Source organism: Symbiobacterium ostreiconchae, from assembly GCF_055396975.1.
This window is the reverse complement of record NZ_AP042454.1, coordinates 1,520,409-1,533,556: the sequence shown is the minus strand read 5'-3', so window position 1 is coordinate 1,533,556 and position 13,148 is coordinate 1,520,409. Positions and strand designations below refer to the sequence as shown.

14 protein-coding genes are annotated in these 13,148 nt (G+C 69.6%); 6 read left to right on the top strand and 8 right to left on the bottom strand.

The annotated features are described in order from the left end of the window. Position 1 precedes the first annotated feature (1 nt). Positions 2–1,222: a phosphopentomutase gene (locus tag ACZ5UM_RS07615; RefSeq protein WP_464847955.1), complete on the top strand. Its 1,221-nt coding sequence runs from the start codon at positions 2–4 to the stop codon at positions 1,220–1,222. Between the two features lie 85 nt (positions 1,223–1,307). Here the strand turns inward: ACZ5UM_RS07615 and ACZ5UM_RS07610 are convergent, their stop codons facing one another. The 5 genes from ACZ5UM_RS07610 to ACZ5UM_RS07590 all read right to left on the bottom strand — a co-directional run bounded on the left by ACZ5UM_RS07610 (position 1,308) and on the right by ACZ5UM_RS07590 (position 6,003). Then, positions 1,308–2,153, bottom strand: a complete 846-nt coding sequence (locus ACZ5UM_RS07610) for a UbiA family prenyltransferase (RefSeq protein ID WP_464847954.1) — start codon at positions 2,151–2,153, stop codon at positions 1,308–1,310. A gap of 4 nt (positions 2,154–2,157) precedes the next feature. Beyond that, positions 2,158–3,078, bottom strand: a complete 921-nt coding sequence (locus ACZ5UM_RS07605) for a formylglycine-generating enzyme family protein (protein WP_464847953.1) — start codon at positions 3,076–3,078, stop codon at positions 2,158–2,160. Further along, positions 3,075–4,541, bottom strand: a complete 1,467-nt coding sequence (locus ACZ5UM_RS07600; protein ID WP_464847951.1) for a hypothetical protein — start codon at positions 4,539–4,541, stop codon at positions 3,075–3,077. The genes ACZ5UM_RS07605 and ACZ5UM_RS07600 overlap by 4 nt, the downstream gene beginning before the upstream one ends. Positions 4,542–4,545: 4 nt before the next feature. Further along, the gene (locus ACZ5UM_RS07595; protein WP_464847950.1) at positions 4,546–5,178 is read right to left on the bottom strand and encodes a hypothetical protein; all 633 of its coding nucleotides are present in this window, start codon (positions 5,176–5,178) and stop codon (positions 4,546–4,548) included. A gap of 105 nt (positions 5,179–5,283) precedes the next feature. Continuing rightward, a complete protein-coding gene (locus ACZ5UM_RS07590; protein ID WP_464847949.1) occupies positions 5,284–6,003 on the bottom strand; it encodes a Crp/Fnr family transcriptional regulator in 720 nt (239 codons plus the stop codon). Positions 6,004–6,178: 175 nt separating this feature from the next. On the opposite strand from ACZ5UM_RS07590, the gene ACZ5UM_RS07585 reads away from it, so the two are divergent. Beyond that, complete coding sequence (locus ACZ5UM_RS07585) at positions 6,179–6,706, top strand: hypothetical protein (RefSeq protein WP_464847948.1); 528 nt, start codon at positions 6,179–6,181, stop codon at positions 6,704–6,706. A gap of 435 nt (positions 6,707–7,141) precedes the next feature. Here the strand turns inward: ACZ5UM_RS07585 and ACZ5UM_RS07580 are convergent, their stop codons facing one another. Together ACZ5UM_RS07580 and ACZ5UM_RS07575 are read right to left on the bottom strand one after the other, a co-directional pair. Then, positions 7,142–8,185, bottom strand: a complete 1,044-nt coding sequence (locus ACZ5UM_RS07580) for an LLM class flavin-dependent oxidoreductase (protein WP_464847947.1) — start codon at positions 8,183–8,185, stop codon at positions 7,142–7,144. A 114-nt stretch (positions 8,186–8,299) separates the two neighbouring features. Next, entirely contained in the window at positions 8,300–8,626 is a 327-nt protein-coding gene (locus ACZ5UM_RS07575; RefSeq protein WP_464847946.1) for a thioredoxin family protein, read from the bottom strand. 144 nt (positions 8,627–8,770) lie between these two features. On the opposite strand from ACZ5UM_RS07575, the gene ACZ5UM_RS07570 reads away from it, so the two are divergent. The 4 genes from ACZ5UM_RS07570 to ACZ5UM_RS07555 all read left to right on the top strand — a co-directional run bounded on the left by ACZ5UM_RS07570 (position 8,771) and on the right by ACZ5UM_RS07555 (position 12,506). After that, the gene (locus tag ACZ5UM_RS07570) at positions 8,771–9,862 is read left to right on the top strand and encodes a LytTR family transcriptional regulator DNA-binding domain-containing protein (RefSeq protein WP_464847945.1); all 1,092 of its coding nucleotides are present in this window, start codon (positions 8,771–8,773) and stop codon (positions 9,860–9,862) included. Between the two features lie 292 nt (positions 9,863–10,154). Further along, complete coding sequence (locus ACZ5UM_RS07565; RefSeq protein ID WP_464847944.1) at positions 10,155–10,862, top strand: ABC transporter ATP-binding protein; 708 nt, start codon at positions 10,155–10,157, stop codon at positions 10,860–10,862. Beyond that, a complete protein-coding gene (locus ACZ5UM_RS07560) occupies positions 10,862–11,554 on the top strand; it encodes an ABC transporter permease (RefSeq protein ID WP_464847943.1) in 693 nt (230 codons plus the stop codon). Before ACZ5UM_RS07565 ends, ACZ5UM_RS07560 begins: the two co-directional genes overlap by 1 nt. Positions 11,555–11,576: 22 nt before the next feature. After that, positions 11,577–12,506, top strand: coding sequence for a hypothetical protein (locus ACZ5UM_RS07555; protein WP_464848307.1), 930 nt, complete (start codon positions 11,577–11,579; stop codon positions 12,504–12,506). Positions 12,507–12,604: 98 nt separating this feature from the next. Here ACZ5UM_RS07555 and ACZ5UM_RS07550 read toward each other — a convergent pair whose 3' ends face one another. Next, entirely contained in the window at positions 12,605–13,096 is a 492-nt protein-coding gene (locus ACZ5UM_RS07550; RefSeq protein WP_464847942.1) for a ferritin, read from the bottom strand. Positions 13,097–13,148 lie beyond the last annotated feature (52 nt).

Genomic DNA, 13,148 nt, shown 5'->3' with positions numbered 1-13,148 from the left:
TATGGCAAGACGAGCGATCGTACTGGTACTGGACGGCTTCGGCGTCGGGGCCATGGAAGACGTGGCACAGGTACAGCCCCGGGACGCCGGGGCCCACACTCTGGCCAGCCTGGTCCGGTCCGGGGCCTCGCTGCAGATCCCGACTTTGCTGCGGCTGGGGCTCGCCCACATCGCCCCGGAGGCCGGGCTGCAGCCGCCCGGCCCGCCGCAGGCCGCCTGGGGCCGCTGCAACCTGGCCCACTGGGGGGCCGACACCTTCGCGGGCCACAACGAGATCCAGGGCAACCGCCCCCGCCGGCCCGTGACCGGACTGTTTGCCGAGGTCGCCGAGGGCGTCCGCGCCCACCTGGCGCGCGCCGGCCACCGGGTCGAGACCGCCGTTCCGGGCGGCTCCGCCCTGCTGGTGGACGGGCAGATCCTGGTGGGGGACAACCTGGAGACCGACCCCGGCCGCATCTACAACGTGACCGGCCCCCTGGACGCCGTGCCCTTCGACCGGATCCTGGAGGTGGGCCGCCTGGTCCGGCAGGTGGTGCAGGTGAGCCGGGTGATCGCCCTGGGCGGCGTCGGCATCACCGTGGAGGATATCCTGGCCCACACGCGCGTCACCCCGGCAGGCCAGACCGGCGTCGTCACGCCGGCCCTGCACATCTACAACGAGCACTACCGGGTGAGGCACCTGGGCTACGGCATCGACCCCGCCGTCCAGGCCCCCTCCCTGGTGGCGTCCACCGGGCTGCCGGTGGCGATGATCGGCAAGATGGCCGACGTGGTCGAGTGCCCCGGCGCCCGCTGGCGGGACCCGGTGGTGGACACCGACGCCGTGCTGGAGCAGGTGCTGGCGCAGCTGGAGCGGATGCCCGACGGCGGCTGCATCGCCGCGACGGTGCAGGAGACCGACCTCATGGGCCACGAGCAGGACCCGGTCCGTTACGCGGAGGTCCTGGCCCGTGCCGACCGGGGCATCGCCCGGCTCCTGGACCGGCTGCGCCCCGGCGACCTGCTGATCATCCTGGCCGACCACGGCAACGACCCGCTGATCGGCCACGCCCTCCACACCCGGGAGCAGGTGCCCCTGCTGGTCGCCGGCCCCGGCGTGCGCCCCGTTCCCCTCGGGGTCCGGGCGACCCTGGCCGACGTGGCCGCCACCGTCTGCGACCACCTGTGGGCTCCCTCGCCCGAGTTCGGCACCAGCTTCCTCCCCCTCCTGGCGGATAAGTGATCCGCCGGCGCCAGATCTGCACACGCACAGCGCCCCGTCCGTCCTTCCGGACCGACGGGGCGCTGCGCTGTCCCAGGAACCGGGTCTAGAGCAGCAGGAGGCCCATGGCGAAGACCATGTACACCGAAGCGAACTTGAACAGCCGGAGGTTCACCTGCACCGACGGGCGGATCAGGGCGTTGGCCCCGAGGCCGACCAGCGCCATCGCCAGGGCGGCGTCGACGGCGATCACGCCCAGGCGCTCCACCAGCTGCCAGGCGATGCCGGTCATCGTCGCCGCGGCCAGCACCGTGGAGAGGCTGATCGCGGCCTGGGTCGCCCGCACGCCGTACACGTTGGGGAAGACCGGCACGCCGGCGGCGGCGTAGTCCGCCGCGTACTTGATGCTGAAGGTCATGATGTGGGTGGGGATCCAGAGCAGCACGGCCAGGGCGAGCAGGAGGCCGATCCCGTCCACCTGGCCGGTGGCCAGCACCCGGCCCGCCAGGACCGGCATGCCGCCCGAGAGGCCGCCCCAGATGACCGACCAGGGGGTCCGCCGCTTGAGCCAGACGGTGTAGACCACGCCGTCCAGCAGCCACCCGGAAAGCACCACCAGGCCGAACAGCGGGTCGAGCCGGAAGGCCCACAGGAGGCCCGCGGCGCTTATCGCCCCGCCGAAGGCCAGCCCCTCCCACGGGCTGAGCCGGCCGGCCGCCAGCGGGCGGTGGCGGGTGCGGGCCATGACGGCGTCGATGTCACGGTCGTAGACCATGTTGAGCACGGTCACCCCGGAGACCGCAAGGAAGAGACTGCCCAGCAGGGGCCAGGTGAGGTCCGGGCCGGCCGCCCCCTTCATCCCGCTGGCGTAGCCCACCCACCCGGTGAAGAGCAGAAGCAGGGTCTGCTTGCCCTTGATGAGCGACCCGTAGTCCCGCGCTTTCTGCAGCATCGCACTATCCACTCCCTTCCGGAGCGCGCACGCAGCGGAAGCCGGCATTGGGGCTCACGTACTCCGGCTCGGCGCTGTTCCGGCTCCAGACCCGGAGGTCGTAGCCGTAGTTCGCCTTGCTCCCGCCCCGCAGGAACCGGTAGTGCATCATGGGGTAGTCGTCGGCGGTCCACTCGGCCACGTTGCCCGCCATGTCGTACAGGCCGTAGGGGCTGGCGGCGTCGGCCGTCTGGAACTCTCCGTACCGGGAGCCGTTGTAGAAGCCCACAGGGGTGGTGTCGCTGTAGCCCTCCGCCGTCTCGAAGGGGTCGCGGCTGTGGTAGTAGTTGGCGTACTCGGGGGCGATGCCCTCGCCCCACGGGTACGGCCGGCCATCCTCGCCCCGGGCCGCTTTCTCCCACTCGGCCTCGGTGGGCAGCCGGCCGCCGATGGCCTCGCAGTAGGCCCGGGCGCCGAACCAGCTCACCATCGTGACCGGATGGTGCTCGTACCCGGCCTTCACGGCCAGCGTGTCCCCCTCCAGGACGATGCGGCTCGCAGGGTCATCCAGGACCATGTGCAGGTAATCGCCGGCCGGGTACGCCTTCTCGTGTTTGGCCCCGTGAAACGGCTCGCCCGGGTACGGGCCCAGCACCCTGCCGCCTTCCAGCCGCACCTCGCCCTTCGCCAGGGCTTCCTCCAGGTAGGCGGCGTACTGGCCGTTCGTCACGGGCGTGACCATGATCTCGTAGTCGGCGGCGATGACGGTCTCTGCCTCGTCCCGTCCCATCTTGAAGGGGCCGGCGGGGATGCGCACCCAGGCCTCCGGATCGGCGCCGGGCTCGGTGTAGAGCCCCAACCCGGGCGGGACCGAGGGCTCCCGGTTGCAGGCCAGGAGCAGCCCTGCGAGGACCAGCCAGACCGCCGCTCTCGCATACCGCCTCATTCCGCCTTCACCTCCTCCCCGGCCTCCGCTGCCCAGCGGCCTGTCTTCCGGAACAGGTCAGTCAGCCGCCAGATGAGCAGGATGGCCAGCGTGACCAGGATGGCCCCGAGGCCGAAGTCGATGGCGAGCATCAGCCAGTTGACCATGACCTGCTGGCCGTACTCGGTCACGAACAGCCGCTTGATCGAGAAGAGCGTCGCGCCGGCCAGAGCCACGTCCGAGGCCAGGATGAGCACCCAGCCGAACCACCGGCGGACCCGGCCCCGGAGCCCCATCATGTCGGCAAAGTAGCAGAGCAGGATGGTGGCCGTGAGCAGCGACAGCGCGTGCCAGTGGCCCGTGAGGGCGATGCGCTCCTCCCGGTGGGGCCACACCCGGAAGATCTCGTCCAGCTTGATCGCCATGAAGATGCCCACGCCGCTCACGACGAAGTTCATGTAGACCATCTGCCACAGCGCCCCGAACCGCAGCGGGTCGTGGAGCAGGGCGGCCAGCTTCTGCCCGAACGTCGGCCGGCCGAGGCCCAGCTCCGCCGTGCGCTCCCGGATCAGCCGCTGCCAGCCGTAGATCACCAGGAACAGGGCGGCCAGCATCACGAAGACCGAACCCACGTAGATGATGGTGTGGGCATGGGGCGTGACCACCACCGACCAGGCGCCCAGGGTGATGACCACAGTGCCGAAGATCATGAGGGGCATGGCCATCTTGTGCAGGATGCCCTTGAAGTCGAACCAGCGGCCGATGATGAGCGCCGTGGCGATGCAGATGAGGGTCAGCATGATGTGCAGATGGCCGATGACCGCCTTCTGCAGCAGGTCCTTGACCGGCTCCCTCACCAGGTCCTCGGCCAGGAACGACTGGAACCCGTTGCCGAAAAAGGCCCCGGAGATGCCGCCGAGGGCTGCGGAGCCCAGGGTGGAGACCGCCATGACGAAGAAGGCGACTCGCTCCAGGTCCACTCCGCCCCGGGTCCGGGCATAGGCCGGGTCAGGCTGCCGGAACTCCCGTCCCCAGGGCCACAGCGCCGCCGCCAGCAGGCACCCGGCCCAGAAGATCAGGGCCTGGGCCACCAGGAAGAGGCCGTGGAAGATCCAGTTGCGGCTGAAGTAGCCGAAGATGAGCCCGGAGACCATGGCCAGGATGTAGCCCACCGTGATGGTCCCGTTGATCTGGGCCCGCTGGTGGGGCCGCATGGGGATCACGTGCGTCATGAGGTAGACGAGCACGGCCACCACGGCAAAGGCGATGGAGTGGTAGAGGGTGATGATCCGGCCTTCCCGCTCGGCCTCCACCAGCCGCATGCCCAGGGTGCGGACCACGAAGTCCTTCACGCCCCACTCCACCATCGGGCCGGAGAGGGTGCTCCAGATCGCCGTCACCAGGGCCACGAGGCCGATGGCCAGCAGCACCAGGCCCCGCGTCGAGGTGAAGAGGTAACGCAGCCGGCTCGGCGACGACCGCATGGTATCAGCTCCCTTGTTCAGGAGTTCCGCCGGTCAGGAAGCCCGCCGCGAAGCTGGCCGTCATGAGCAGCAGCAGGGGCGCCAGGATGAGGAAGATGACCTCGGCGGGGAGGATCGGCCGGCCGGTCTTCAGGAAGGCCAGGGCGATGCCGCCGATGCCGATCAGGGCGCCGCCCACGCCGACCCAGGCGAAGCCCTTCGGGGCGAGCTGCCTGAAGCTGTACCAGAGGGGCAGGCCGAAGATGATGAGGCCGGCGACGCCGTGGACCAGGATCAGGGTGAGGATGGACAGCGCCCGGGGGCCGGTGAAGCGGGTAATCGCCAGGGCCAGGAGCCCCACCACGGCGAAGAGGTTGTACAGCCGGGACCTCGCGGGCACGTGCTCCCCCACGAGCCCGCCTGCGAGCGTGACGGGGATCAGGCTGGCCACCACGACGACCAGCGGATTGGGCAGGATGTCGTAGCCGAAGATGATGAGGAGGAGACCGGAGGCGAGCAGCACGGCGAATGAAACGATGTACAAGATTCCCGAACCGGCCGGGCGCTTGCCGGACTGCAGGTCCTGGTAGAACCGCCACACCATGTAGAGGGCGGTCAGGCCCGTGATCAGCAGCACGACCTTGTCAAACAGGTTCATCAGGATCCCTCCTGCGTGCGTACTCACCGGCAGAAAAAGCCGGCTGTCACCTTCCAGTGTGACAGCCGGCGAAGTCTGTTCATTGATCCAAATCAAAATCGGGCACTATCCGTCGTCTAGACCTTCGGCGATCGCGTGTAGTCCACAAGGATCACGCAGTTCGATGCGGTTGCGGCCCCGGTCGCCGATCAGGCCGGCGGCGCGGAACTCGGCCAGCACCCGCACGACGGTCTCGCGGGCCACCCCCACCATCGAGGCGATCTCGCTGCGCGAGAGGGTGATGATGGACTCGCCCTGGTCGGTGCACTCCGTGGCGGAGAGCAGTACCTGCGCCACGGCGTTGCGGGTGGGCAGCATGGAGAGGCCGTGCAGCTTGTGGTAGGCCATGCGCACCTCCTCGGCCATGCCCGCCAGCAGCGCGTAGAAGATGGACGGATTCTCCTCGGCCAGCTGGCGCCCCCGCTCCCGGGGCAGGAAGCAGACGTCGGCCCCGAGCCGTCCCGCCCGGGCCGTTGCCCAGTGGGGGGACACGCTGCCGAGGCCCGACATGCCGCACACGCTGCCGGCGCGGGCGATGCGCACGATCTGCTCCCGCCCGGCCTTGTCGACCACGTACTCCAGCACCTGGCCGCGACGCACCAGGTACCAGCCCCGGGCGGCGTCGCCCTGGCAGTAGAGCACCTCGCCCGGCGCCAGCCGGCGGGAGACGCCGCGCGCCTCCAGCAGCGCCATCTGTGCCTGCAGGTCACGCCAGCAGACCGGAGCGCCGTGGGCGCGAACGGGACAGGCGGCACACTGCACCGGCAGGCTCTTCGCGTTCTGCACCGAGGCATCCCCCCAATCTCCGGGGTTTTCCCGCCTGACACCAACGTACCCGTGCAGCGAAAGGTGGGTCAATCCTCCATCGGTACAAGGTCCGGTTGCGCCGCGCGTACAGCGGCGGCTGTAGGGGCAGACTGCGCGCAGGACGACTTGAAGACTGAACGCGAGGTGGTTGCCCATGACTCATCCAAGGCGGCTGCGCACCGCCGTCCTGCTCGCCCTCGTTCCCCTGCTGGTCCTGGCGCTCGGCCGCCCGGCGGCGGCGCATACCGACGACCCCTTCGCCTACTGCAAGGAGGTGGGGACGGTCGATGCGCCCGACGAGCACTGGACGGGGCCGCCGGTGCCCGACGCGGTGATCGAGGGGCTCATCCGGGCCGCCGACCTGCCGAAAGACATTTCCAGGGAGCAGCTGCGGCAGTCCACCTTCTGGCGCTGCATGGGCGGCGAAGTGTACGCCTGTTTCGTCGGCGCCAACCTGCCCTCCCAGTCCAAGGCGGACACCCGCCGGATCCCCACCCTGGCCATGTGGCGCTTCTGCCGCGCCAACCCGGGCGCCGACAACATCCCGGCCGCTGTGACAGGCCGGGAGACCATCTACCAGTGGCGGTGCACGGGCAGCCGGCCGACCATCGTGCGCCAAGTGGATGCCCCCGACGCCCGGGGGTTCCTGAAGCGCATCTGGTACCGCATCAGCCCGCAGTGAGGGGACCCTGGGCAATCCCACGTGGGTTCGGGGCTCCCGCGCGCCGGAAGGTCAAGTTTTCGACTTCGCCCTCGGGCCGGAAGTGAAAAAGTGGACCTTCCGAGGTGATGCAGGGGGGATTCGGGTGGAATCGCGGTCTTCCGCCCCCGCGGACGCTCATTCCGGGTGGTCGCAAGATAACATAATTCGGCTTCCGGGTTGACGTAACGCCGGGCAGAGGCGGAAGGCGAGGTTGTCCCGGCGGCACCTTCAGATCGGAAGGCCCAGTTTTCGACTTCGGGTCGGAGCAGAAAGTGAAAAAGCAGGCGTTCCCACGACTCGCCGGCAGGCACGGCGGGTCTCGGCCCACAGTGAGGACGGTGACAGAGAGCCCTGCGGCAGGCGCCGCAGGGCTCTCCTCGTTTCGTATCAATGGCCGCTCCTCAACGCCGGACCCTACGCCTTCCCCTGCTTCCGGGCGATCGCCTTCCGCACCACGGGGGCGACCTGCGTGCCGAACAGCTCAATGGCCCGCAGGACCTTGTCGTGCGGCAGGCTGCCGACGGTGAGCTGCAGCAGGAAGCGCTGATGGCCGAAGATCTCGTGCTGGTACAGGATCTTCTCGGCCACCTCCTGCGGGCTGCCGACAAAGTCCGCCCCCCGCAGGCTGCGGGACGCCTCAAACTGCGCCCGGGTCATCGGCGGCCAGCCCCGCTCCCGGCCGAGCTGGTCCATCACGGCCTTGAAGGCGGGAAAGGCAAGGTCGGCCGCGTCCTGCGACCGGTCGGCGATGAAGCCGTGGGAGTTGATGCTGAGGGCGGGCGGCTCGTGCCCGTTCATCACCGCCGCCTTCCGGTGCAGCTCGGCCAGCGGCCGGAACCGCTCGGGCAGCCCGCCGATGATCGCCAGCGCCATGGGAAGCCCCAGCGCCCCCGCCCGGACGGCGGAGTGCTGGGTGCCCCCCACCGCCACCCAGATGGGGATCCGCTCCTGCACCGGCCGGGGATAGACCCCCTGGCCGCTCAGCGCGGGCCGGAACCGGCCCTCCCACGTGACGTGCTCGGACTCCCGCAGCCGCAGCAGCAGGTCCAGCTTCTCGGCGAAGAGCGCGTCGTAGTCGTTCAGGTCGCAGCCGAAGAGCGGGAAGGATTCAATGAAGGAGCCCCGCCCCACCATCATCTCAGCCCGCCCGCCAGAAATCAGGTCGAGCGTGGCAAACTGCTGAAAGACCCGCACCGGGTCGTCGGAGCTGAGCACGGTGACCGCGCTGGTCAGCCGGATGCGCTTGGTGCGGGCTGCCGCGGCCGCCAGGATCACCGCCGGGGCGGAGGCGACGTACTCGGGCCGGTGGTGCTCACCGATGCCGAAGACGTCCAGCCCCACCTGGTCGGCCAGCTCGATCTCCTCCAGCAGGTTGCGCATCCGCTGCTCCGGGCTCAGGCGAACGCCGGTTGCAGGATCCGGCGTCGCCTCCACGAACGTGTAGATTCCCAGTTCCAAGCCTTCATCCCCTGTCTGCCGCTGTGGGCCCACGAGCCTGCGCGCCCACACAAGTCTCGGTACCTATGTACGCCAGGGCTCCGGCAAGCGGCACGCTGCAACCCGGTTCCGGCCTCAGGAGGAGACCGGCACCTGCCGGGTCACGAACGCCTCTACCTGCTGCACGGTCTTGGCGTCGCGGCTGTAGAGCCGGTCGGTCAGCTCGCCGCCGCGGAAGACGAGCAGCGACGGGATGCCCCGCACGTCGAAGCGCTCGGCCAGGTCCGGGCTCTCCTCGGTGTCGACCACGGCAAACGCGATCTCCGGGAAGCGCTCCGGGAAGGCGGCGTAGGCGTCCTTGATCCGCCGGCAGTCCGGACACCAGTCGGCGGTGAAGTTCACGATCAGGTGCGGGTGCTCGCGCACGGCCGCGTCAAAGCTCTCGGCAGTCAGTCGCCGCATGCGTGTTCCCTCCTCTTCCCCCGGCCGGCCGCGCGGCCGGCTGTGGGACTAGTCTCCTGCTCTAGAGACGCCCGCATACCCCGTTGCGGTATGGCCCGGCCGGTGGAGGAAACGGCCGGAGGGAGGCGAAGGAATGGACAGGTGATGATGTTGACCACGCTGCTGGAGATTTCCGACCTGCACCACCCGGAAGGGCTGCACGGCCTCAGCCTCACCGTGTCAGCCGGCGAGACGCTGGCCCTGGTGGGCAGCCACGGCAACGGCAAGGATCCGCTGCTCAAGCTGCTGAGCGGGATGGGCTCCCCTTCCCGCGGACACATCCGCGTCTGCGACAGCCGGCCGGGCACCCCCGAGGCCCGGGCGAAGGTCGGCTTCGCAGGGCCGGGATGGGGGCTCACCCCTCTCCACACCGTGGCGGAGACGCTGGCGCTCTTCGCCGGCCTCTGGTCCCTGCCGCAGCGGAGGGCGGCCGAGGTGGCTGCGGCGCTCGAACTGACACCGCTCTCCGACCGCCTGTGTGCGGACCTGTCGCCGGGCGAGGCGGCCCGCCTCCGCATCGCCCGCGCGCTGCTGCACGATCCTGCGCTTCTCGTCCTGGATGAGCCACTGGGCGACAGCGACCTGGAAAGCGCGGAGGTCATCGCGGCGGCCCTCAGCGCCCTGGCCGACGAGGGCAAGGGCATCCTGCTCACCACGTTCGGGCATCCCGGCGCCCTGCGCCTGGCGACCCGGGTCTGCTATCTGGAGCGCGGCCGGCTCGTGCCGCCCGACGATCGGGCCGCCCGGCCCGGCGCGACCCATCCCGGCCCGGCCCAGGGCGCATCGACCCGGGGTGGTCCGTCGGGCGCCGGTACCGCACACGGCAGCCCGGAAGGCCGCGCCGCGGATGCCCGGGCGGTCCGGCCCCGGGTGGATCAGATCGCGGCCCGGCGCGATGAGCGCGTGGTCCTCTTCTCGCCTTCGGACATCCTGTACGCCTACGCCCAGGACAAGAGCGTCTACCTGCACACCGATGAGGGGGACTGGACCGCCTCCTTCACGCTGGCCGAACTGGAGGCGCGGCTCAGCGCCCACGGGTTCTTCCGAGCCCACCGCGGCTACCTCGTGAATCTGGCCCACGTGAAGGAGATCGTCCCCTGGACCCGCAGCAGCTTCTCGCTGCGGATGAAGGACGGCACCGACGTCCCGCTGAGCAAGCACCGCGTGGCGGAACTCAAGGAAATGCTGGGCTGGTGACTCGGCCGGGCATCCCCGCGCCGCACCGGCCGTCCGCCGCCTGGCTCACTCGTTCCCTGGTGTGAACCCGCCATCCCCGCCAGTGCACTCGTTCCCTCCTGCGCACCAGCCATCCCTGCCAGTGCACTCGTTCCCTGCTGCGCACCAGCCATCCCCGCCAGTGCACCACTCGTTCCCTGCTGCGCACCAGCCATCCCCGCCACTGCACCACTTGTCCGGACGCCGCACCGGTCGTCACCCAAATGCTGCTGCGCCTCGGGCCCGCCGGGAAAATGGGACCGAGGTGAGATGCATGATTCAGCTGATCCACGTGACCAAACGCTATGGCCCGGTGACGGCCCTGGACGATCTGAGCCTGGAGGTTCATGAGGGCGAAACCTTCGGGCTGCTCGGCCCCAACGGCGCCGGAAAGACGACCACACTCCGGCTGGTGGCCGGCCTGGCCCGCCCCACACAGGGACAGGTGCGGGTGGCCGGGCTCGACCCCTGGCGCAACGGCGAGGCGGTGCGCCGCCTGATGGGGGTCGTCCTGGAGGGCGGCCTGCTCTACGACGGCCTCACGGTATGGGAGAACCTGCTGCTCTTCGCCGGGCTGTTCGGGGTGGGGGAGCAGTCGGCCCGTGATGCGCTGGCGCGCATGGGCGTCTCCGACCTGAAGGACCGCCTGGCCGGCAGACTCTCCAAGGGCCAGCGGCAGCGGGTGGCCCTGGCCCGGGCCATCCTGCACGGCCCGCGGCTGCTGTACCTGGACGAGCCGACGTCCGGCCTCGACCCGCTGGCGACGGACGAACTGCACCGGCTGATCCGCGACCTGCGCCGCCAGGGGGTCACGATCCTGCTGAGCAGCCACGACATGGCAGAGGTCGATGCCCTCTGCGACCGGGTCTGCATCCTGCAGCGGGGACGCATGGCGGCCTGCGGAACGCCGGCCGCGCTGAAGGCGGACCACGGTCCTTCGCTGACCGACGCCTTTATCCAGCTGACGGGGAGGGCTCAGTGATGCGGTTTGCCAGCCTGGTGCGCGGAGAGTTCTGGGCGCTGAAGCGCAACCGGCGGATCCTGCTCTTCATGGCGATGATGCTGGGCATGGCGGCCATCTACGCGATGGACGCGCAGGATGCGTCCACCTTCCTGCCCGTGGTCCTGATCGTCGCCATCTACGCCGGCATCTGGCAGATGACGGTCAACTCCCTGGTGGAGGAAAAAGAGCGGCGCACGCTGGAAGCCCTGCTGGTCACCCCGGCCCGGCCGCTGGAGATCATCGGGGCGAAGGCCTTCGTCGGCGTGCTGCTGGCCTTCCTCATGTGCGCGCTGATCCTGCTCCTGTTCCACCAGCCGCCGCGGGCGCCGCTGGTGCTGCTGGTCGGGTTGGCCGTCGCCATCGGCTTCGCCACGGCGTCCGGCGCTCTCGTCGGGATCGTGGCCCGCGACCTGAAGACCTCGTCCCTCTACCGCATGCCGGTGTTGGCGGTGCTGGTCGGCGGGACCATCGTGCCCTGGCAGGAGTCCCACTGGGCCGTCGCCGAGGTCATGCGCTGGCTTCCCACCCGGCCGGTGCAGGAGCTGATCTGGGGCGGCTGGACGGGCGCGCCGGTGCCCGTGGCCCAGCACGTCGCGGTCATGGTGGCCTACACCGCCCTGCTGCTGGGCGTCGGCGCCCGGATCCTGCGGCAGCAGGCGACCAGCAGGTGACAGAGGCCTTACGGAAAGGATGATGGCGTTGCTGCACATCGTCTACGACCCCCACGACCCCACGGCCTGGTACCCCAACTTCCTGGCCGGACTCCGGCGGGGGCTGGATGCGGCGGGGGTGCCTTACGAGTACCTGACCCGCATGCCCGAGCGGCCCCGGGGACCGGTCTTCTTCACCCGCTACACCGTGCAGAAACAGCTGCTGGAAGCGCTGGAGCCGCCAGAGCACGTCATCATCCACGAGCACGACATCTGGAACCCCTTCACCAACGCCTACGACCCGGCCGACCTGTGGATCTACCGCCACCCCTCGCTGGCGGCGATCCTCGTGACCAACCCCTCCATGGTGCCCTGGGGCGAACGGTACCTGCCTGCAGGATCGCGCGCCCAGGTCGTTGCAGCCGGCTTCCCCTACGACCATTCGCTGATCGACCGGGTCATCGCTGAGGTGAAGCCCGGCCCTGACCGGGAGAGGCTGGTCGTCTTCCCCGGCCGGCTCAACGAGTTCTACCAGCCTTACCTCTCGGTGCGCCTGGCCTTCGAGCTCATGGACCGGGGCTACCAGGTCTTCATCGCCTCCCCCATCGACCCACTCTCCTACTACCCGGTCGAGCTGTGGCGGCAGATGGGCATCGAGGTGGGCCGCCTGAACCACGAGGACTACTACCGGCTGCTGGCCCGGGCGCAGGCCGCCATCTCCACCACCACCGGCGGCAGCCTGACGCTGGCCCTCTACGAGGCGCACCTGCTGGGGGCAACCCCCATCGCCCCGGCGGGCCGGCCGGACCTGCCCCCGTGGACCGAGGTCTACCACCCCCGCTACGACGCCCTGAACCCCCGCCAGGCCATCGAGATGGTGGAGCGGGGCGTGCGGGTCGAGGTGGACCGCCGGTGGTTCGAGATCCGCCACTACGTGGAGCAGCTGCTGGCGGTGGCGGGCCGCTGGATCTAGGCGGCCGTGCCCCCGCGGCAAAGAGAAACCGGGCTGTTCCCCGGCCTTCGAACGGCTGGGGAACAGCCCGGAAACGCTTCACGGGACCGGTTTCGAGGCTAGTCGTCCTCCCGCTTGCCCAGCTGGCTGTCGAGGAAGAGCAGTGCGCTCTTGCTTTCGCCGGCCATGCGGAACTTCTGCAGCACCTCGTCGGCGCTCTTCTCCTCCTCGACCTGCTCGTCGATGAACCACTGGAGCAGGGGCAGGGAGCCGTACTCCTTCTCCTGCACCGCCAGTTCGTACAGCTTGTGGATGGATGCCGTCACCTTCTGCTCGTGCGCCAGCACAGCCTCGAAGACGGCCAGCGGGGAGGCATACTCGTGGACGGGCTCGGGGATCGCCTTCAGGACCACCCGGCCGCCCCGGTCGTTGACGTGGTTGTAGAACTTCATCGCGTGCTCGAGCTCTTCCTTGGCCTGGACCTGAAGCCAGTGCGCGGTACCGGGCAGGTTGATGGACTCACAGTAGGCCGCCATCGCGAGATAGGTATAGGCGGAGCTGAGTTCCATCACGATCTGTTCGTTCAGTGCCGCCTCCATGGCCTGGTTCACGGTCATCGCCTCCTTATTCTGACCGGGTACCCCGGCTCGCCTATCACTTCCA